Source organism: Nocardioides sp. Leaf374, from assembly GCF_916862475.1.
Lineage (GTDB): Bacteria > Actinomycetota > Actinomycetes > Propionibacteriales > Nocardioidaceae > Nocardioides > Nocardioides kribbensis.
The window spans coordinates 79623-99307 of sequence record NZ_CAKASO010000008.1 but is presented as its reverse complement, the minus strand read 5'-3'; the positions used below and the strand labels follow the sequence as shown (position 1 = coordinate 99307).

Sequence of the window (19685 nt, the reverse complement as noted above, 5' to 3'; positions counted from 1 at the left end):
GCACGGGTGGGCCGGCTGACGACGGGCGGTCGGCCGAGCCCACCGAGCCCACCGAGCCCACCGACACGCTGCCGCCGGAGATGAGCCGCGTCCTGGCCGACTACGAGCGGCACCTCGCCGTCGAGCGCGACCTGAGCCCCCACAGCGTCCGCGCCTACCTCGCCGACGTCGCCGGCCTCCTCGAGCACGCCCGTCGCCTCGGCCACACCGACGTCGGCACCCTCGACCTCCGCACGCTGCGCAGCTGGCTGGCCAAGCAGCAGACGATGGGACTCTCCCGCACGACCCTCGCCCGCCGGGCGACCGCTGCGCGCGTGCTCACCGCCTGGCTCGCCCGCACCGGGCGGGCCCCCCAGGACGTCGGCGCCAGCCTCGCCAGCCCCCGGGCCCACCGGACCCTGCCCCCGGTCCTGCGCGCCGACGAGGCGGCCGACCTGATCCGGGCCGCGAGCGAGCTGGCCGACGACGGCAGCCCCGTGGGCCTGCGCGACGTCGCGATGCTCGAGCTGCTCTACGCCACGGGCGTCCGGGTCGGCGAGCTCGTCGGCCTCGACGTCGACGACGTCGACCGCGAGCGCAACGTCGTGCGGGTGCTCGGCAAGGGCCGCAAGGAGCGCACGGTCCCCTTCGGCCGGCCCGCCGCCCGCGCGGTCGACTTCTGGGTCCGGCACGGGCGACCGGCCCTCGTGCGCGCCGGGTCGGGCCCTGCGCTGTTCGTCGGCGTCAGAGGTGGTCGCATCGACCAGCGCGCCGTGCGGACCCTCGTGCACCGACGCATCGCGGACGTGCCCGGAGCCCCCGACATCGGACCCCACGGCCTGCGTCACACCGCGGCGACCCACCTGCTCGAGGGTGGCGCCGACCTGCGCTCGGTGCAGGAGCTGCTGGGCCACGCCTCCCTGGCCACGACGCAGCTCTACACGCACGTCACGACCGACCGCCTGCGCCGGGCCTACCAGCAGGCCCACCCCCGCGCCTAGGCCCACCGGGTGGCGCCTGCGCCGTGAGCCACCCGGGCCGTGAGCACCGCTGCCCGCGCCGCGGCACGGGTCGTCGAGCCGTCCGGGGCGACAGCACCGGTCGTGCGTCAGCCCCTCGGCCCCTCGGCCCCTCGGTCCACCAGCCCCAGCCACGGAGCCCACGGGACCCAGGCCACCCATGCGCCCCGGGGGAGCGGGGGCGCCCACGGCACCGGCGACGTCGCCGCCGGACCGGCCGGGCGCGGCCGGACCGCTCCCGCCCCGCCCGACCCCAGGGGGAGCAGGCGCACGGGCCCGGCCCCCACCAGGCGCAGGGGGTCGAGGTAGGTGTCGGGATCCGCGATCCACCCCCAGTGCAGGCAGGAGCGGGGCGCGCAGTGCGAGCCGCCGACCTGCAAGGCCCCGATCTCCTCACCGCCGGAGACGGTCGAGCCCACCGCGGCGGTCCCGGCCACCGGCTCGTAGGTGGTGCGGGTGGCGCCGTGGTCGACCACGACCACGCCGCGGCCCGCGATGGTGCCGGAGAAGGAGACCGTGCCCGGCAGCGCCGCCCTCACCGCCTGGCCCGGCCGGCCGAGCAGGTCGACCCCTCGGTGGCCCGGCGCCCACGGTGAGGCCGGCGCGTCGAAGCGCGCCGTCACCTCCGGAGGCGGGAGCAGGGGCCAGGTGCCCACCGGGTCCTCCCCGGCGCTGGCCGGCGCGACGACGCCGAGCAGCGACGCCAGCGTGAGTCCCGCGCCCGCCAGGAGCCGCCTCCGTGCCCGAGCGGAACCCGGCGGGCCGGCCGAGCCGGTCCCGGTGGTCCGGGGCGTCACGGCACGGACGGGGAGGGTCGGCGGGTGACGGCGCATGACCCCAGGCTCGAGGACCGTCGGGTGGACCGGGGAGGAGCGGGCGCACGGTGTGGAGGGGGCGCGGCGTCGCGCCGCCTGGGGGCGACTCGTGGGTCGTCGGATTGGGCTGCTGCGGCGGCCAGCGCGTAGGCTGGAGAGTGCGATCAGTGCGGCATGTCCGCAGTGGTCGACTTCGCACGTCGGCAGACCGCGTCGACCGCCCTCACCGGGGTGGTCGGTCTCCCGTGGGCGACGACCCTCGGTCCTGTGGCTCCCACTGCGCAGGTCGGGTCGCGTGCCGGCGTCAGGGCTCCCAGCACCCGCTGGGGGCGAACAACCGAGAACACGACCGGCCTCGAGCGCCGGTGCGTCCTCCCCGCCCCCGGGCGGAGGGCAAGGACGCACGCACGGGCTTGCGGCCACACAGGAGAAACCACACCATGGCAGTCGTCACCATGCGCCAGCTCCTCGAGAGCGGCGTCCACTTCGGGCACCAGACCCGTCGCTGGAACCCCAAGATGAAGCGCTTCATCATGACCGAGCGCAACGGCATCTACATCATCGACCTGCAGCAGTCGCTGGCCTACATCGACCGCTCCTACGCCTTCATCAAGGAGACCGTCTCGAAGGGCGGCACCGTGATGTTCGTGGGCACCAAGAAGCAGGCCCAGGAGGCGATCGCCGAGCAGGCGACCCGCGTCGGGATGCCCTACGTCAACCAGCGGTGGCTGGGCGGCATGCTCACCAATTTCCAGACGGTGCACCAGCGGATCAACCGTCTCAAGGAGCTCGACGAGCTCGACTTCGACAACGTCGCGGGCTCCGGTCGCACCAAGAAGGAGCTCCTGCAGATGAAGCGGGAGCGCGACAAGCTCGAGAAGACCCTGGGCGGCATCCGCGAGATGGGTCGCACCCCGTCGGCCGTGTGGATCGTCGACACCAAGAAGGAGCACCTCGCCGTCGAGGAGGCCCGCAAGCTCCGGATCCCGATCATCGGCATCCTGGACACCAACTGCGACCCCGACGAGGTCGACTTCCCGATCCCGGGCAACGACGACGCCATCCGCGCCGTCGGTCTGCTGACCCGCGTGGTCGCCGACGCCGTGGCCGAGGGCCTCATCGCCCGCTCCGGCGCCAAGACCGGGTCCGAGAGCGCCACCGCCGAGGAGCCGCTGGCCGAGTGGGAGCGCGAGCTCCTGGCCGGCGACGCCGAGAAGGCCGCCGAGACCGCCACCGCCTCCGACGCCACCGCGGAGGCCCCGGCCTCCGAGGCGACCGGTGCGTCCTCCGAGGGCGCCGAGTCCGCCGAGGTCGCCGCGTCGGCCGAGCCGGCCGCCGAGGCCCCCGCCGAGACCGAGACCGCCGAGGCCCCCGCGGCCGACGAGGCCAAGGCCTGATCCTGCTCCAGCCGTGACCACCGTCCGCGAGCGACGCTCGCGGACGGTGGCACGCCCGGACACCTCCCACTCACACAGAACCGAGGGACGAAGCACATGGCGAACATCTCCGCCGCGGACGTCAAGAAGCTCCGCGAGACCAGCGGCGCCGGCATGATGGACTGCAAGAAGGCGCTGACCGAGGCCGAGGGCGACTTCGACAAGGCCGTCGAGATCCTGCGCATCAAGGGTGGCAAGAAGATGGCCGAGCGCGCCGCCGAGCGCGAGGCCACCGCCGGCCTGGTCGCCACCTCCGGTGGTGCCCTCGTCGAGCTGCGCTGCGAGACCGACTTCGTCGCCAAGGGCGACGCCTTCGTCTCCGCCGCCCAGCGCATCGCCGACGCCGCCGACCAGGCCAAGGCCGTCGACGCCGAGGCGCTCAAGGCCGTCCCGCTCGACGGCAAGACCGTCGGCGAGGTCGTGGACGACCTGGCCGTCTCCATCGGCGAGAAGATCGAGCTGGGTCGTGTGGCCTACTTCGAGGGCCCCGTCGTGGTCTACATGCACAAGCGTGCCGCCGACCTCCCGCCGGCCGTGGGCGTCCTCGTCGAGTACGACGGCGACGAGACCGCCGCCAAGGGTGCCGCCATGCAGGTCGCCGCCATGCGCCCGCAGTACCTCACCCGCGACGAGGTCCCCGCCGACGTCGTTGCCAAGGAGCGCGAGATCGCCGAGGCGACCTCGCGCGAGGAGGGCAAGCCGGAGCAGGCCATCGCCAAGATCACCGAGGGTCGCCTCAACGGCTTCTTCAAGGACGTCGTGCTGCTCGAGCAGCCCTCGGTCACCGAGAACAAGAAGTCGGTCAAGGCCGTCCTGGACGAGGCCGGCACCACGCTGAAGCGCTTCGCCCGCTTCGAGGTCGGGGCCTGATCGCCACGACCCGTTCCGGCGTCATCCACTAGGTTGGCGCCACACGCTCGACGAGGAGGCCGGCCGACGATGACTCAGACCCTGATCATCGCCGCCGGCCTCCTCGCTGTGCACCCCCCGACCCGCTCTCGAAGGGACCGTCCGTGACCGGATACAAGCGTGTGCTCCTCAAGCTCTCCGGCGAGGTGTTCGGCGGCGGCAACGTCGGCATCGACCCCGACGTGGTGCAGGGCATCGCCAAGGAGATCGCCGCCGTGGCCGAGGCGGGCGTGCAGATCGCCGTCGTCACCGGCGGCGGCAACTTCTTCCGCGGCGCCGAGCTCCAGCAGCGGGGCATGGACCGTGTGCGGGCCGACTACATGGGCATGCTCGGGATCGTCATGAACTGCCTGGCGCTGCAGGACTTCCTGGAGAAGATGGGCGTCGAGACCCGGGTGCAGACCGCCATCACCATGGGTCAGGTCGCCGAGCCCTACGTGCCGCGCCGCGCGATCCGCCACATGGAGAAGGGCCGCGTCGTCATCTTCGGCGCCGGCATGGGCATGCCCTTCTTCTCCACCGACACCGTGGCCGTGCAGCGCGCGCTGGAGAGCCGCTGCGACGTGGTGCTGGTGGCCAAGAGCGGGGTCGACGGCGTCTACTCCGCCGACCCCCACCTCGACCCCACCGCGACCAAGTACGACGAGCTGACCTACGACGAGGCCATCTCGCAGGGCCTGCGGATCATGGACCAGACGGCGTTCGCCCTGTGCGGGGAGAACAAGCTGCCCATGATCGTCTTCGGCATGGAGCCCGAGGGCAACATCCTGCGCGTCGTGCAGGGTGAGAAGATCGGCACGCGGGTGAGCGCGGGCTGAGCGCCCGCCCCGCCCGCAGCAGTCCGCGACGACACAAGGAGCCCCTTCGGTGATCAACGACATCCTCAACGAGGCCGACAGCAAGATGAGCAAGTCGGTGGAGTCGACGCGCGAGGAGTTCGCCGCGATCCGCGCCGGCCGGGCCCACCCCAGCATGTTCAACAAGATCGTGGTCGACTACTACGGCTCGCCGACCCCGCTGCAGCAGCTGGCCAGCTTCACCGCCCCCGAGGCGCGGGTCATCCTGATCCAGCCCTACGACATGGGTGCGATGAACAACGTCGAGCGCGCGATCCGCGACTCCGACCTGGGCGTCAACCCCTCCAACGACGGCAAGGTGCTGCGCTGCGTGTTCCCCGAGCTCACCGAGGAGCGGCGCAAGGAGTACATCAAGGTCGCGCGCGGCAAGGCCGAGGACGGCCGGGTCGCGGTGCGCAACCTGCGTCGCACCGCGAAGCAGAACCTCGAGAAGCTCGAGAAGGACGGCGAGGTCGGCAAGGACGACGTCACCGGGGCCGAGAAGCGCCTCGACGGCACCACCAAGAAGCACACCGACGCGATCGACGAGATGCTCAAGAACAAGGAAGCGGAGCTGCTGGAGGTCTGAGACCTCCCACCACCGACTCGATGACAGACACCTCCCCGGACACCACCCCCGGCGCGACCCCACCGGTCAAGGACCACGGTCGCGCCGGGCGTGACCTGCCTGCCGCGTTCGCCTCGGCCTTCGTCCTGCTCGCGGCGATCGCCGCGTCGCTGCTGTTCTACAAGGCGGCCTTCATGGTCATCGTGGTCGCCGCCGTCGTGGTGGCGATCTGGGAGCTGCACCGTGGCTTCGGCGCCAAGGGCATCGACCTGCCCGAGCAGCCGCTCATGGTGGGTGGCGCCACGATGGTGGCCGTCGCCTACTTCTTCGGCGCCTCGGCCCTCGTCACCGCCACCGCGGTCGCCGCGCTGGTGATCATGCTGTGGCTGCTGCGCCGGGGCATCGACGGCTACGTCATGAATGCCACGGCGTCGGTCTTCACCCTGGTCTACGTGCCGTTCCTCGGCTCGTTCGTCGCGCTGCTGCTCGCCGAGGGCGGCTCGAGCGGCGCCGGCCTCGACAACGACGGCGTGCTGGCGGTCATCGTCTTCATCCTGGTCACCATCGCCTCCGACACCGGTGGCTACGTCGGCGGCGTGCTCTTCGGGCGCCACCCGATGGCGCCGGTCATCTCCCCGAAGAAGTCCTGGGAGGGCTTCGCGGGGTCGGCGGTCGCCACCGTCGCCGGCGGCACGGCCCTCGTGGTGTGGCTGCTCGACGGCGACTGGTGGGTCGGCGTGGCCCTCGGCCTGATCACCGTCGTGATGGCCACCCTCGGTGACCTGTGCGAGTCGGTCATCAAGCGCGACCTCGGCATCAAGGACATGAGCCAGGTCATACCGGGTCACGGCGGCCTCATGGACCGTCTCGACTCCCTGCTCGCCACGGCCGCGCCGATCTGGCTGCTGCTGCACTACGCCGTCTTCTGAGCCGGACCCTGCCGTGGCCGTCCACCTCGTGCGTCACGCGCGCCCGCTGGTCGAGCCGGGACGCCCGCCCCACACGTGGGGGCTGGACCCGGCGGGCTTCGACGAGGTCTGGGCGCTGCGCGAGTCGGGTCGGCTGCCGCGGCGGGCGGCATGGCTCAGCTCGCCCGAGCCGAAGGCGGTCGGGACCGCCCAGCTGTTGACCGACGGCGAGGTCGCCGTGCTCGACGGGCTGCGCGAGCACGTGCGGGAGTCGACGCAGTGGCTCGAGGACTTCCCGGCGGTCGTACGTCGTGCCTTCGCCGCCCCCGACGAGTCGGCCCACCCGGGCTGGGAGCCGCTCGCGGCCTGCCGGGAGCGGGTCGTGCGGGCCGTCGACGCCGTGCTCGCCGACCACGACGGGGACGAGGTCGTGCTCGTGGGCCACGGCACGGCGTGGACCCTGGTCGCGGCGCACCTGCGCGGCGAAGCGCCCGACCTCGACCGGTGGGAGGGGCTGGGCATGCCCGACGTGATCCGTGTCGACGACCCGCGCCGGGGCCCGCAGGCGCGGTGAGCGGCCCGCGCGGGCCCGCAGGTGAGATATTGCCTCCCATGGACACGACCCCCGACCGGCCCGTCGCGACCTCGCCGGACCCGTCGCACGAGCCCGCGACCGCGGAGGCCAGCCGCGCCCGGACCTCGGAGGTCGACCCGCCCGACCCGGGCGGGAGCAGCAGGGCCGACGAGGCCGCCCAGGAGGACGAGGGCGCCGGCGGCCCGAGCTGGTGGCACCGTGACCACCCGACCTTCACCGCGCTGTCCGGCTTCTTCACCGGGCTGCTCTTCCTCATCCTGGTGCCGGGCGTCTACGGCGCGGTGCTCAACGCGATGGTCGCCTACGACACCGCGGAGCGGCTCTTCCCCTACGTGCTCGTGGCGCTGCTCGTGCCCGCGGTGCTGCTCGTCGTGCCGCGCACCCGGCGGTTCGGCCGCTACATGGCGCTCGGCCTGGTCTCGACGGCCGTGGTCGTGCTGGGCGTCGGCGGCCTCGTGCTCTGGATCCTGGTGGCCCGCGGCTGAGCGGGCTGGCCGTGCGACCGGCTCAGCCGGGTGGTGCGGCGTCGGGGTCCTCGTCGACCACCCAGTGCAGGGTGCGCTGCACCGCGCGGTCCCAGGCGGCCCGCTCCCGGCGGCGCACGACGGGGCTCATCGACGGCTCCCACAGCGCCGCGCGGCGCCACGTGCCGCGCAGGACGTCGAGGTCGGGCCAGAAGCCGACGGCCAGGCCGGCGGCGTAGGCCGCCCCGAGCGAGACCGACTCGGCCACCAACGGCCGCTCGACCGGCACGTCGAGCACGTCGGCGACCGTCTGCATCAGCAGGTGGTTGGCGGTCATGCCGCCGTCGACCCGCAGCCGCGACAGGGTCAGCGAGGTGTCGAGGTCGACGGCCTCCACCACCTCGCAGGTCTGCCAGGCGGTGGCCTCGAGCACGGCCCGGGCGAGGTGACCGCGGGTGACGTAGGACGTGAGGCCCACGACGACGCCGCGCGCGTCGGCCTGCCAGCGGGGGGCGAAGAGGCCGGCGAAGGCCGGCACGATGTAGCACCCGCCGTTGTCCTCCACCCGACGTGCGAGGGTCTCGATCTCGGGGGCCGAGGAGATCATCTCCAGCGAGTCGCGGAACCACTGCACGAGCGCCCCGGCCACGGCGATCGACCCCTCGGTGGCGTAGACGGGCCTCTCGCCCTCGAGGGCGTAGGCGACCGTCGAGAGCAGGCCGTGCGTGGAGGGCGTGACGCTGGCGCCGGTGTTCATCAGCAGGAAGGCGCCGGTGCCGTAGGTGCACTTGGCCTCGCCCTCGTCGAAGCAGGTCTGCCCGAAGAGCGCGGCCTGCTGGTCGCCGAAGGCGCCGCCGATGACGACACCCGGCAGCCCGACCGTGCAGGTGCCGTAGACCTGGGCGTTGGGGCGGATCTCGGGCAGCATCGCCGCCGGCACGTCGAGGGCGTCGAGCAGGCGCTGGTCCCACTGCAGGGTGTGGATGTCCATCAGCATGGTGCGGCTGGCGTTGGTGACGTCGGTGACGTGGACGCCCCCGTCGGGGCCGCCCGTGAGGTTCCAGATCAGCCAGGACTCCATGGTGCCGAAGGCGACCTCGCCGAGCCGGGCCCGGCGCTGCAGGCCCGGCACGTGGTCGAGCAGCCACCGCAGCCGGGGTGCGGCGAAGTAGCCGGCCGGTGTCAGCCCGCAGACCTCCTCGAAGAGCGGCGCGGCGGCGCTGCGGCCGAGCTCGGCGACCAGGTCGGCGGTGCGGGTGTCCTGCCAGGTGATGGCGGGTGCGACCGGTCGACCGGTGGCGCGGTCCCAGACCACCGTGGTCTCGCGCTGGTTGGCGATGCCCACCGCGGCCACGTCGGAGGGCTGGAGCCCTGCGAGCGCCAGGGCCTCGGGCAGCACCCGCAGCGTGTTGGCCCAGATCTCGGCCGCGTCGTGCTCGGCCCAGCCGGGCCGGGGGTAGTGCTGGTGGTGCTCGTGCTGCGCGACCGAGACCATCCGCCCCGCGTGGTCGAAGAGCAGGCACCGCGTGGAGGTGGTGCCCTGGTCGATCGAGGCGACGTACGACGCGCTCACAGCCGCTCCTGCAGGGTCGAGGAGACGGCGTGGGCGGCGGCGACGACCTGCGTGACCAGGTCGTCGCGGGGCTCGCCGGACGGCCCGAGGACGCGGTCGCGCGGTCCGCTGACGCCGAGCGCGCCCACCCCCACCCCGAGCCTGTGCCCCAGGTGGCGGCGCAGGGGAGCCGCGAGGGTGGCGACACCGGGGCGCAGCGTGCTGTCGACGCAGGCCCATCCCTGGCGGCGGGCCAGCTGCACCGCGCGGGCGAGCGAGACCCGGGGGGTCGGGTCGCCTGCCTCGCGGGCCGCGGAGGCGCTCACCGCGGGGGAGAAGGCGAGCAGCACGAGTCCGAGGGCGCTGGTGGCCAGCGGCTGCAGCTCACCGACGCGCAGGCGCTGGGGCGAGCCGTCGGGGCGGAAGACGTGGTGCACGAGCTCGACGGTGCGCCCGGTCAGCACGCCCAGCTCGACCTCCATGCCGGTGCGGGCCGCGAGCCCGTCGGCCCAGTTGACGGCGCGCGAGCGCAGCAAGTGGGGATCGAGCCCCTCGCCCAGGGTGGCCAGGCCCGAGCCCAGGGCGTAGCGGCCGGTGTCGGGCTCCTGGGTCACGAAGCCGACCTCGCACAGGGTGCGCACGATCCCGTGCACCGTGGGCTTGGGCAGGTCGAGCAGCCGGGAGAGCTCCCCGAGCGCCACCGGCTCGTGCACCGCGCCGAGCACGTGGAGCACGGCCGCGGCCCGCTCGATGGACTGGATGGTGGCCATCGGTCGATCGTAGGCGTTCGACATCGACGAACGCACGTTCGACGATGTCGAACGACGGGCCTCGCCTGTGACGCGCGTCTCGTGTTGGCTGTGACCGGCGCCACCCCCGAGTCCCGGAGGAGCACGGCGCGTCCGGGAGGAGAGACAGTTGCGGTCCACGAAGAACCCCCTGGTCGGCGAGCTCTGTGCAGAGTTCGCCGGCACGATGATCCTGATCCTGTTCGGCACGGGCGTGGTCGCCCAGGTGTCGACCAGCGCCGACGGCAGCCTCGGCGACCACGACTCGATCGCCTGGGCCTGGGGCCTCGGCGTCACGCTGGGCGTCTACGTCGCCGCCCGCCTGTCGGGCGCCCACCTCAACCCCGCGGTCACCATCGCGCTCGCGGCGTTCAAGGGCTTCTCCTGGCGCAAGGTGCTGCCCTACTCCCTCGCCCAGCTCCTCGGCGCCTTCGTCGCCGCACTCATCGTGCGCGCCACCTACGCCGACCTCATCGCGACCGTCGACCCCGACCACACCATCAAGACCCAGGGCATCTTCTCCACGCTGCCCGGCAACGGTGGCGCGGGCGTCAGCATCCCCACGGCCTTCCTCGACCAGGTCGTCGGCACCGCGATCCTCGTCTTCGTGATCTTCGCCCTCACCACGGCGTGGAACAACCCGCCCCTGGCCAACCTCGGCCCGGTCGTGGTCGGCCTGCTCGTGGTGGCCATCGGCATGGCCTTCGGCGCCAACGCCGGCTACGCCATCAACCCCGCCCGTGACCTCGGGCCGCGCCTGGCCTCGCTCATGACCGGCTACGGCGGGGCGCTCAACGACCAGAACGGCGACCTGTACTTCTGGTTGCCGATCATCGCCCCGATCATCGGCGGCCTCATCGGCGGCGCGCTCTTCAAGCTGCTCATCGAGAACCACCTCACCGAGGACCCCGCCGACGGCGCCCAGGACGAGGCGGTCAGCGAGCCCCGGCCCAACCAGTGACCGGGCCCGTCACCGGCCCCACCCCCGGCACCACCCCCAGCACCACCCCCGGCACCACCCCCAGCACCAGCAGCACCCACCCACACCAGGAGGCACGCATGGCCGAGTACGTCGGAGCCGTCGACCAGGGCACCACCAGCACCCGCTTCATGATCTTCGACCACGGCGGCAACGAGGTGGCCCGCCACCAGCTCGAGCACGAGCAGATCCTGCCGCAGGCCGGCTGGGTGGAGCACGACCCGGTGGAGATCTGGGAGCGCACCCGCTCGGTCATCGAGACCGGGCTCGGCAAGGCCAAGCTCACCGCCGAGGACCTCTGCGCGCTCGGCATCACCAACCAGCGCGAGACCACCGTGGTGTGGAACCGCAGGACCGGGCGGCCCTACTACAACGCCATCGTGTGGCAGGACACCCGCACCGACCGGATCGCCAGCAAGCTCGAGCGCGACGGCCACGGCGACTTGATCCGGGAGCGGGCGGGCCTGCCGCCCGCGACGTACTTCTCCGGCGGCAAGATCCAGTGGATCCTGGAGAACGTCGACGGGGTCCGCGAGGCCGCGGAGGCCGGCGACGCGATCTTCGGCAACACCGACTCCTGGCTGATCTGGAACCTCACCGGCGGCACCGACGGCGGCGTGCACGTCACCGAGCCGACCAACGCCAGCCGCACCATGCTGATGGACCTCGAGACCCTGCAGTGGGACGACGAGCTGCTGGCCCTCTTCGACATCCCGCGCCAGATGCTGCCCGAGATCCGCTCCTCCTCCGAGCCGGGCGGCTACGGCACCACCCGGGCCAACGGCCCGCTGCGCGGCGAGGTGCCCCTCACCGGCATCCTCGGCGACCAGCAGGCCGCCACGGTCGGCCAGGTCTGCTTCGCCCCCGGCGAGGCCAAGAACACCTACGGCACCGGCAACTTCATGCTGCTCAACACCGGCACCGAACTGGTGCGGTCGAAGTCGGGCCTGCTCACCACGGTCTGCTACAAGTTCGGCGACCAGGACACCGTCTACGCCCTCGAGGGCTCCATCGCGGTGACCGGCTCGGCGGTGCAGTGGCTGCGCGACCAGCTCGGGATCATCTCCGGCGCCGCGCAGAGCGAGTCGCTGGCCCGCCAGGTCGACGACAACGGCGGGGTCTACTTCGTGCCGGCCTTCTCGGGCCTCTTCGCGCCCTACTGGCGCTCCGACGCCCGCGGCGCCATCGTCGGGCTCTCGCGCTTCAACACCAACGCCCACCTGGCGCGCGCCACGCTGGAGTCGATCTGCTACCAGTCGCGTGACGTCGCCGAGGCCATGGAGAAGGACTCCGGCGTCACCCTGGAGGTGCTCAAGGTCGACGGCGGCGTGACCGCCAACGAGCTGTGCATGCAGATCCAGGCCGACGTGCTCGGCGTCGAGGTCAGCCGACCCGTCGTGGCCGAGACCACGGCGCTCGGTGCCGCCTACGCCGCCGGTCTGGCCGTCGGGTTCTGGAACAACACCGACGAGCTGCGCGAGAACTGGAACGAGGCGAGGAGATGGTCGCCACAGTGGGATGAGGAGCGTCGCCAGGCGGGTTACACCCAGTGGAAGAAGGCGGTCGAGCGCACGCTGGACTGGGTCGACGTGGAGTGACGTCGACCCCGGCCCGGCCGATCGCCGCCTGACCGGCCGGCCCGGGCCCGCTCCACCCCGGCACCACGCAGCCCAGGCACCACCGGCACCACCCGTCGTACCGCACCCGCCCCACCGTCGAGAGGACACCCTGATGAGGTCCGTCGCCCTGTCACCCGAGCTGCGCGAGCAGTCCCTGGAGGCCATGGCCTCCGAGGAGCTGGACATCCTGGTCATCGGCGGTGGGGTGGTCGGCGCGGGCAGCGCGCTCGACGCCGCCACCCGCGGGCTGAAGGTGGGGCTGGTCGAGGCCCGCGACTTCGCCTCCGGCACCTCGAGCCGCTCCAGCAAGCTGGTCCACGGTGGCCTGCGCTACCTGGAGATGCTCGACTTCCGCCTCGTCGCCGAGGCGCTCAAGGAGCGCGGCCTGCTGCTGCAGGAGCTCGCCCCGCACCTCGTGCACCCCGTGGCCTTCCTCTACCCGCTCCAGCACCGCGGCTGGGAGCGGCTCTACGCCGGCTCCGGCGTCGCGCTCTACGACGCCATGAGCCGCATCTCCGGGCGGGCGGGCGTGCCGCTGCACCAGCACCTCACCCGACGCGGCGCCCGCAAGCTGGTGCCGTCGCTGCGCAAGGACGCCCTGGTCGGCGCGCTGAAGTACTACGACGCCCAGGTCGACGACGCCCGCCACACCATGTTCATCGCCCGCACCGCGGCGGCCTACGGCGCCCACGTGGCCTCCCGCGCCCGCGTCGTGGAGCTGCTGCGCGAGGGGGAGCGGGTCACCGGCGCCGTGGTGCGCGACCTCGAGAACGACCGCACCGTCACGATCCGCGCCAAGCAGGTCGTCAACGCCACCGGCGTGTGGACCGACGAGACCCAGTCGCTGGGCGGCCAGCGCGGCCAGTTCCACGTGCGCGCCAGCAAGGGCATCCACCTCGTCGTGCCCAAGGACCGCATCCGCTCCGAGGTCGGGATGATCCTGCGCACCGAGAAGTCGGTGCTCTTCGTCATCCCGTGGGGCCGCCACTGGATCATCGGCACCACCGACACCGACTGGGCCCTCGACAAGGCCCACCCCGCGGCCAGCGAGGCCGACATCGACTACCTGCTCGAGCACGTCAACGCCGTGCTCGAGACCCCGCTGACCCGCTCCGACGTCGAGGGCGTCTACGCCGGGCTGCGCCCGCTGCTGGAGGGGGAGTCGGAGGCCACCTCCAAGCTCTCCCGCGAGCACGCCGTCGGCCACCCGGCCCCCGGCCTGGTCGTGGTCGCGGGCGGCAAGTACACGACGTACCGGATCATGGCCCAGGACGCCGTCGACGAGGCCGTCTTCGGGCTGTCCTCGCAGTTCGACCGCGTGGTCGGCACGTCGGTCACCGACAAGATCCCGCTGCTGGGCGCGGAGGGCTACCACGCGCTGCTCAACTCCCGCCACGTGCTGGCCCAGCGCTCGGGCCTGCACGAGGTCTGGATCGAGCACCTGCTCAAGCGCTACGGCTCGCTGGTCCACGAGCTGCTCGACCTGGTCGCGGCCGACCCGGGCCTCGGCGAGCCGCTGGCCGCTGCGCCCGACTACCTGCGCGTGGAGGCGGTCTACGCCGCCAGCCACGAGGGCGCCCGCCACCTCGACGACGTGCTCACCCGTCGCATCCGGCTCTCGATCGAGACCTTCGACCGCGGCGTCGGGGCGGCCGAGGAGGTCGCCGAGCTGGTCGGCGGCGTGCTCGGGTGGAGCGAGGAGCAGCGCTCCCTGGAGATCGAGCACTACCGCAAGCGGGTCGAGGCCGAGCGCGAGAGCCAGCAGATGCCCGACGACGCCACCGCCGACGCCGCCCGCCTCGGCGCGCCCGACGTGGTGCCGCTGAGCTGACCTGCCGGCCCGGCCGCCGTCCGCGGACTCGCCGCGGGCGGGGCCGGGGTGGGAGAATCGGAGCCCTGATGTCCCAGAACCCTGACCCGACCCCCGCCACCGCACCGTCCGCCGGCACCACCGGGACCCCTGCGGCCCCCGGTGCCTCCGCCGACGCCGTCGCGGCCGGCGCCCCCGAGGGTGCACTCACCCTGCCGCTGGTCTTCGAGGAGCCGCGGGGGCGCAAGAAGCCGCCGCGCCACCTCGCCGACCTGACCTCCGCGGAGCGCAAGACGCTGCTGGAGGACAACGGGCTGCCCGGCTTCCGGGCCAAGCAGCTCTCGACGCACTACTTCGCGCGCCTGGCCGACGACCCCGAGCAGATGACCGACCTGCCGGCCGCCCAGCGCGCCGAGCTCGTCTCCACGCTGCTGCCGAGCCTCATGACGCCGCTGCGCACGATGGAGGCCGACAAGGGCACCACGCGCAAGACGCTGTGGAAGCTCTTCGACGGCGCCCTGGTCGAGTCGGTGCTCATGCGCTACCCCGACCGCGCCACGGTGTGCGTCTCGAGCCAGGCCGGCTGCGGCATGGCCTGCCCCTTCTGCGCCACCGGGCAGGGCGGTCTGCAGCGCAACATGAGCACCGCCGAGATCGTCGAGCAGGTCGTCGCGGGAGCGCGCTCGATGGCCCGCGGCGAGGTGCCCGGCGGCCCCGGCCGCGTCTCCAACGTGGTCTTCATGGGCATGGGCGAGCCGCTGGCCAACTACAAGGCCGTCATCGGCGCCGTGCGGCGCCTCACCGACCCCGCGCCCGACGGCCTCGGCATGTCGGCGCGCGGCGTGACGGTCTCCACCGTCGGCCTGGTGCCCCGCATCCGCCAGCTCACCACCGAGGGCATCCCGGTGACCCTCGCGCTGAGCCTGCACGCCCCCGACGACGAGCTGCGCAACGAGCTGGTGCCGATCAACACCCGCTACTCGGTCGCCGAGACCGTCGAGGCGGCGTGGGACTACGCCCGCCAGACCAAGCGCCGCGTCTCCATCGAGTACGCCATGATGCGCGGCATCAACGACCAGGCCTGGCGCGCCGACCTGCTCGGCGACGTGCTCGGCTCCTACGGCGACTGGGGCTGGGTGCACGTCAACCTCATCCCGCTCAACCCCACGCCGGGATCGAAGTGGACCGCGTCCGACCCCGCCGACGAGCGGGAGTTCGTGCGTCGCCTCGAGGCCAAGGGCATCCCGACCACGGTGCGCGACACCCGCGGGCGCGAGATCGACGGCGCCTGCGGTCAGCTGGCCGCCGCCGAGTGACCCTCCGAGGCCCGGGAGCAGCATGACGCTGACGCACGAGGACGTGGCCGCGGCGGCGGCGGCGTGGGTGTGGGTGCCCGACAACGCCCGGCGCATCCGGGGCGAGGGATGGCAGCTCGTGCGCTTCCCCGACTGGTTCGAGCACCCCCTGGAGCTGGTGTCGCTGGACCCGGACCGGGACGTCGCGGCGCTCGTCGACGACGCGCTCGTCGCGGCGCGGGCCGAGGCGGTGCCCGGTGTCGTCGAGCAGGTGGTCTGCTGGGCCAGGCTCGGCGCGGCCGACGCCGTGGCCGACGCGCTGCTCGCACGCGGCGGCGTGCTCGACGAGACCCTCGACGTCATGGCCCTCGACCTCGCCGGTCCGCCTCCCGACCTGGGTCAGCCCCCGTCGGCGGAGGTCGAGCTCCGCTGGACCGTCGACGTCGCCACCGCCCAGGACTCCTTCGCCGTCGGCGCCGAGGTGTTCGGCGGCAGCACCCCCTCGCTCCCCGAGGTCGAGGCCTACGTCGCGCGCGCGGGCGACGACCTGGCCGCCGGTGCCGGCGGCGCCGTCGTCGCCTACCTCGGCGACCGACCGGTCGCCAGCGCCGGCCTCACCGTCGTCGACGGCGTGGCCCGCCTCTGGGGCGGCGCGGTCGTCGCCTCCGAGCGCGGCCGTGGGCTCTACCGCACCCTCCTCGCCGAGCGGCTCGTCTACGCGCTGGCCCACGACGCCCGCATGGCCCTGGTCAAGGGACGCGTCGAGACCTCCGGCCCGATCCTGCGGCGCGTCGGCTTCGTGCCCCACGGCCAGGAGCGCTCCTACGCCGTGCCCCTGACGGCACCGCCGGCACCGCCGGGGCCGCCGGGCGCCGCGGGTGCGCCGGGAGCGCGCGCGTAGGAGACCGACGGGCACGCACGGTTCACGTGCCGGTCACCCCGTCGGCCCGGGCCGTTGCCCGGCGCTCCCTAGCGTCCGAGGCGTGACGAGGCTCCTGCAGCTGCGACCCGCCCCGACCTCCCGGACCGCCCAGGGTGGTCGCGACCACGCGGCGGTCCCCCTGCGACCCGGGTCCCTGCGTCCCGGGTCCCTGCAACCCGGGTCCTTGCCACCCGGCGGTGCCACCGACCGCCCTCTGCGGGTGCTCGTGGTGGCGGAGTCGTTCCTGCCGCAGGTCAACGGCGTCACCAACTCCGTGCGGCGGGTGCTGGAGCACCTCGCGGCGGAGGGCCACGAGGCCGAGCTGGTCGCCCCGACCGGCCCGTCGTCCTACGCCGGCTTCCCGGTGACGCTGGCGCGGGGCGCGACCCTGCCCTTCTACCGCGACTTCCGGATCGGCCTCGAGACCCGGCGCCGGTTGCGTGCGGTGATGCTGCGCTTCCGGCCCGACGTCGTCCACGTCGCCTCGCCCGCGACCCTGGGCCACCAGGCCGTGCGGGCCGCCGACGAGCTGGGCGTGCCGACGGTGGCGATCTACCAGACCGACCTGGTCGGCTTCGCCGAGCGCTACGGCATCGCCGGCGGCACGCGCGCGATGGCCCGCCTGACCCGCCGCATCCACACCCGGGCCGACCGGACCCTGGCGCCGTCGCGGGCCAGCCTGGCGCAGCTCGAGGCCCTCGCCGTGCCCCGCACCGCCCTGTGGCCGCGCGGTGTCGACCTCGACGCCTTCCACCCGCGGTGGCGCTCGGCCGACCTGCGGCGGGGGCTCAGCCCCGACGGGCGGCTCGTGGTCGGCTACGTCGGCCGGCTGGCTCCGGAGAAGGAGCTGCACCTGCTCGCCCGCCTGGCCGACGACCCGCGCTACGCCCTCGTGGTCGTCGGCGGGGGGCCCGAGGAGGGCCGCCTGCGCGAGCTGCTGCCCGGCGCGCACTTCCTCGGCGTGCTGCACGGCGACGACCTCAGCTGTCTCTACGCCTCGCTCGACGTCTTCGTGCACACCGGGCGTCACGAGACCTACTGCCAGTCGGCGCAGGAGGCCCTCGCCGCCGGGGTGCCCGTGGTCGCGCCCCGCTCGGGGGGACCCGTCGACGTGGTCACCGACGTGGTCTCGGGGTTCCTCTACGTGCCGGGCGACGCCGACGACCTGGCCGCCTACGTCGAGCGCCTCACCGACGCCGCCCTGCGCCAGCAGATGGCCCGCGCCGCGCGCGAGAGCGTCGCCGGCCGGTCGTGGCGCGCCGTCAACGAGTCGCTGCTGACCCACTACCGCGAGGTGGTGGCCCACCGCTCCGGGGCCGCGCCGGCGGCTCCCCGGCAGGTCGGGCTCAGCGGCGACCGGATGGCCGGCTGAGCACCACGGCTGCCGCCTCCTCGACGCTGTCGACCAGCGCCACCGGCATCGTGCGGCCCCGGGCCAGCGACTCCAGCAGCGGCCACGCGGGCAGCTCCTCGGTCCAGTGGTGCCGACCCACGAGCACCATGGGGGCCACCGACGACTCGTCGGCGTAGTAGTTCTCGCAGGCGTCCTGGAAGACCTCCTGCACCGTGCCCGCGGCGCCGGGCAGGAAGACGATGCCCCCGTCGCAGACCTCCAGCAGCACCGCCTCGCGGGTGGCGTTGCGCACGTACTTCGCGATTGCGGTGGCCAGCACGTTGGGCGGCTCGTGGCCGTAGTGCCAGGTCGGGATGCCGAGGGTCTCCACCGGGTCGGGGCCGGCCGCGACCTCGAGGGCGGCCTCGGCCCACGCCTGCACCGAGGGCCGGTACGACGCCACGCCGGCCAGCCGCGCGAGCGCCGCGTCGAGCTCGGCCTCCGGGCGCCCCGACAGCCGCGCGCCGAGGTTGGCCGCCTCCATCGCGCCCGGCCCGCCCCCGGTGGCCACGGTCAGGCCTCCCGCGCCGAGCAGCCGACCCAGCCGCGCGGCGTCGGCGTACCCGGCCTGGCCGCGCTGCAGCGCGTGGCCGCCCATGACCCCGACGAGGCGCCGGCCGGCGACCCACGCGGTGAGGGCCTCGTCGATCGCGTGGTCGTGCAGGGCCTTGGCCAGCGAGTCGTCGGGCCCGCCGCGCTGCTGCGACCACGCGTAGGCGCGGGCGTCGAGGCTGTCGGCGTAGCGCGCGGCGTCGTAGAGGTCGGCGGCGGTGTAGAGCCCGGCGCGGTAGACGTCGAGCGGCACGTCGGCCAGCGCGGGCAGCACCAGCGCGCCCGCCGCGCCGAGGCGCTCGGCGTCGCCGGGGGCGAAGGTGCACCCCAGGAAGAGCGCGCCGGCGACGCGGCAGCCCAGCACGGCCTCCCCGCGCTCGCTCAGGTCGACGCCGCGCACCCGCCAGCCCGACAGCGAGGTGGTGCCGGCGGCCAGGCGCGCGTCGAGCTCGTCGAGGCTGCCGAGGTCGACGACCCGCCCGCGGTGGCGCCTCACGCGGTGCCCGACCCTGCGGTGCCCGGCCCGGGGGTGCCCGGACCCGCGGCGTCCGGTCGTGGGGTCCAGCGCTCGTCGTGGAGCACCGAGGCGAGGGGGGAGCGGTGGCGCCAGCCGTGGCGCTCGAGGTCGGGCACGTCGGGTAGGTCCTCGACCCGACCCACGCAGAGCCAGGCCACCGGCCTGACGTGGGCGGGGAAGCCGACCAGCTCGCCCAGGACCTCCTCGCGGTAGAAGCTCACCCAGCCGACGCCGAGCCCCTCCGCGGTGGCGGCCAGCCAGAGGTTCTCGATGGCCAGGCACACCGAGTAGAGCCCGGTGTCGGCGATGGTGTGGCGGCCCAGCACCGAGGGCCCCGCGCGGCGCGGGTCGTAGCCGACGACGACGCCCAGCCCCGACTCCACGACGCCCTCGACCGTGATCGCGGCGAACGTCTCGGCCCGCTCGCCCTCGAGCGTGGCCGCGAACCGCGCCCGCTCGGCGCGGACGTGGTCGCGGAAGGTCGCCAGCGTCGCCGGCTCCCGCACGAGCACGAAGTCCCACGGCTGCGACATCCCCACGCTGGGGGCGCAGTGCGCCGCCGAGAGCACCCGCTCCAGCACCTCGGGATCCACCGGCTCGCCGGTGAACTCGCGTCGGGTGTCGCGGCGGCGCCGGACGGCGTCGTAGAGCAGCAAGGCCGGGCTCCTCGGTGCGGTGAGGGGGCGGAGGTGGGACGGAGGGGGAGGGGCCCGGCCACGCTACTGCCGG

General features: G+C 73.8%; 19 protein-coding genes. 14 read left to right on the top strand and 5 right to left on the bottom strand.

Annotated features, from left to right (window positions below; translation table 11 throughout):
• Positions 1–80 precede the first annotated feature (80 nt).
• Positions 81–980, top strand: coding sequence for a tyrosine recombinase XerC (locus LPA27_RS06010; RefSeq protein WP_056862902.1), 900 nt, complete (start codon positions 81–83; stop codon positions 978–980).
• A gap of 107 nt (positions 981–1087) precedes the next feature.
• Here LPA27_RS06010 and LPA27_RS06005 read toward each other — a convergent pair whose 3' ends face one another.
• Positions 1088–1654 (bottom strand): M23 family metallopeptidase, encoded by a 567-nt coding sequence (locus LPA27_RS06005; RefSeq protein ID WP_228941871.1) that lies wholly within the window; start codon positions 1652–1654, stop codon positions 1088–1090.
• 599 nt (positions 1655–2253) lie between these two features.
• On the opposite strand from LPA27_RS06005, the gene rpsB reads away from it, so the two are divergent.
• The 7 genes from rpsB to LPA27_RS05970 all read left to right on the top strand — a co-directional run bounded on the left by rpsB (position 2254) and on the right by LPA27_RS05970 (position 7550).
• Positions 2254–3210: a 30S ribosomal protein S2 gene (gene rpsB, locus LPA27_RS06000; protein WP_056862383.1), complete on the top strand. Its 957-nt coding sequence runs from the start codon at positions 2254–2256 to the stop codon at positions 3208–3210.
• Positions 3211–3306: 96 nt separating this feature from the next.
• A complete protein-coding gene (tsf, locus tag LPA27_RS05995; RefSeq protein ID WP_056862384.1) occupies positions 3307–4119 on the top strand; it encodes a translation elongation factor Ts in 813 nt (270 codons plus the stop codon).
• Positions 4120–4262: 143 nt separating this feature from the next.
• On the top strand, positions 4263–4976 hold the full coding sequence (pyrH, locus tag LPA27_RS05990; protein ID WP_056862385.1) for a UMP kinase: 714 nt from the start codon (positions 4263–4265) through the stop codon (positions 4974–4976).
• Positions 4977–5028: 52 nt separating this feature from the next.
• Entirely contained in the window at positions 5029–5583 is a 555-nt protein-coding gene (gene frr, locus LPA27_RS05985) for a ribosome recycling factor (protein WP_200918953.1), read from the top strand.
• A 20-nt stretch (positions 5584–5603) separates the two neighbouring features.
• On the top strand, positions 5604–6491 hold the full coding sequence (locus LPA27_RS05980) for a phosphatidate cytidylyltransferase (RefSeq protein ID WP_056862387.1): 888 nt from the start codon (positions 5604–5606) through the stop codon (positions 6489–6491).
• A gap of 13 nt (positions 6492–6504) precedes the next feature.
• On the top strand, positions 6505–7044 hold the full coding sequence (locus LPA27_RS05975) for a histidine phosphatase family protein (RefSeq protein ID WP_228941870.1): 540 nt from the start codon (positions 6505–6507) through the stop codon (positions 7042–7044).
• 38 nt (positions 7045–7082) lie between these two features.
• Positions 7083–7550 (top strand): hypothetical protein, encoded by a 468-nt coding sequence (locus LPA27_RS05970; RefSeq protein WP_228941869.1) that lies wholly within the window; start codon positions 7083–7085, stop codon positions 7548–7550.
• Positions 7551–7572: 22 nt separating this feature from the next.
• Here LPA27_RS05970 and glpK (LPA27_RS05965) read toward each other — a convergent pair whose 3' ends face one another.
• Both glpK (LPA27_RS05965) and LPA27_RS05960 read right to left on the bottom strand, forming a co-directional pair.
• Positions 7573–9102: a glycerol kinase GlpK gene (gene glpK, locus LPA27_RS05965; protein ID WP_056862389.1), complete on the bottom strand. Its 1530-nt coding sequence runs from the start codon at positions 9100–9102 to the stop codon at positions 7573–7575.
• The gene (locus LPA27_RS05960; RefSeq protein WP_056904597.1) at positions 9099–9851 is read right to left on the bottom strand and encodes an IclR family transcriptional regulator; all 753 of its coding nucleotides are present in this window, start codon (positions 9849–9851) and stop codon (positions 9099–9101) included. Before LPA27_RS05960 ends, glpK (LPA27_RS05965) begins: the two co-directional genes overlap by 4 nt.
• 148 nt (positions 9852–9999) lie before the next feature.
• Here LPA27_RS05960 and LPA27_RS05955 point away from each other — a divergent pair, with 148 nt between their 5' ends.
• The 6 genes from LPA27_RS05955 (at position 10000) to LPA27_RS05930 (ending at position 17866) form a co-directional block, all read left to right on the top strand.
• Positions 10000–10830: an MIP/aquaporin family protein gene (locus LPA27_RS05955; protein WP_227489291.1), complete on the top strand. Its 831-nt coding sequence runs from the start codon at positions 10000–10002 to the stop codon at positions 10828–10830.
• A 98-nt stretch (positions 10831–10928) separates the two neighbouring features.
• Positions 10929–12446: a glycerol kinase GlpK gene (gene glpK / locus LPA27_RS05950; protein WP_056904990.1), complete on the top strand. Its 1518-nt coding sequence runs from the start codon at positions 10929–10931 to the stop codon at positions 12444–12446.
• A 133-nt stretch (positions 12447–12579) separates the two neighbouring features.
• Positions 12580–14298 carry a glycerol-3-phosphate dehydrogenase/oxidase gene (locus tag LPA27_RS05945; RefSeq protein ID WP_056862390.1) on the top strand — a complete coding sequence of 573 codons (1719 nt, stop codon included), beginning with the start codon at positions 12580–12582 and terminating at the stop codon, positions 14296–14298.
• A 68-nt stretch (positions 14299–14366) separates the two neighbouring features.
• Entirely contained in the window at positions 14367–15593 is a 1227-nt protein-coding gene (gene rlmN, locus LPA27_RS05940) for a 23S rRNA (adenine(2503)-C(2))-methyltransferase RlmN (RefSeq protein ID WP_228941868.1), read from the top strand.
• A 22-nt stretch (positions 15594–15615) separates the two neighbouring features.
• Entirely contained in the window at positions 15616–16473 is an 858-nt protein-coding gene (locus LPA27_RS05935; protein WP_228941867.1) for a hypothetical protein, read from the top strand.
• Positions 16474–16723: 250 nt separating this feature from the next.
• Positions 16724–17866, top strand: a complete 1143-nt coding sequence (locus tag LPA27_RS05930; protein WP_228941866.1) for a glycosyltransferase family 4 protein — start codon at positions 16724–16726, stop codon at positions 17864–17866.
• Here LPA27_RS05930 and LPA27_RS05925 read toward each other — a convergent pair.
• Both LPA27_RS05925 and bluB read right to left on the bottom strand, forming a co-directional pair.
• Positions 17841–18935 (bottom strand): Rossmann fold nucleotide-binding protein, encoded by a 1095-nt coding sequence (locus LPA27_RS05925; RefSeq protein ID WP_228941865.1) that lies wholly within the window; start codon positions 18933–18935, stop codon positions 17841–17843. The genes LPA27_RS05930 and LPA27_RS05925 overlap by 26 nt on opposite strands.
• Positions 18932–19612 (bottom strand): 5,6-dimethylbenzimidazole synthase, encoded by a 681-nt coding sequence (gene bluB / locus LPA27_RS05920; RefSeq protein ID WP_228941864.1) that lies wholly within the window; start codon positions 19610–19612, stop codon positions 18932–18934. The genes LPA27_RS05925 and bluB overlap by 4 nt, the downstream gene beginning before the upstream one ends.
• Between the last annotated feature and the right edge of the window lie 73 nt (positions 19613–19685).

Bases quoted from the DNA above. Each gene is read 5' to 3' on its own strand.
- LPA27_RS05970 (WP_228941869.1), top strand. From the start codon at position 7,083: ATGGACACGACCCCCGACCGGCCCGTCGCGACCTCGCCGGACCCGTCG.
- rlmN (WP_228941868.1), top strand. From the start codon at position 14,367: ATGTCCCAGAACCCTGACCCGACCCCCGCCACCGCACCGTCCGCCGGC.
- tsf (WP_056862384.1), top strand. From the start codon at position 3,307: ATGGCGAACATCTCCGCCGCGGACGTCAAGAAGCTCCGCGAGACCAGC.
- LPA27_RS05945 (WP_056862390.1), top strand. From the start codon at position 12,580: ATGAGGTCCGTCGCCCTGTCACCCGAGCTGCGCGAGCAGTCCCTGGAG.
- LPA27_RS06010 (WP_056862902.1), top strand. From the start codon at position 81: ATGAGCCGCGTCCTGGCCGACTACGAGCGGCACCTCGCCGTCGAGCGC.
- rpsB (WP_056862383.1), top strand. From the start codon at position 2,254: ATGGCAGTCGTCACCATGCGCCAGCTCCTCGAGAGCGGCGTCCACTTC.
- glpK (WP_056904990.1), top strand. From the start codon at position 10,929: ATGGCCGAGTACGTCGGAGCCGTCGACCAGGGCACCACCAGCACCCGC.
- LPA27_RS05960 (WP_056904597.1), bottom strand. From the start codon at position 9,851: ATGGCCACCATCCAGTCCATCGAGCGGGCCGCGGCCGTGCTCCACGTG.
- LPA27_RS05980 (WP_056862387.1), top strand. From the start codon at position 5,604: ATGACAGACACCTCCCCGGACACCACCCCCGGCGCGACCCCACCGGTC.
- LPA27_RS05935 (WP_228941867.1), top strand. From the start codon at position 15,616: ATGACGCTGACGCACGAGGACGTGGCCGCGGCGGCGGCGGCGTGGGTG.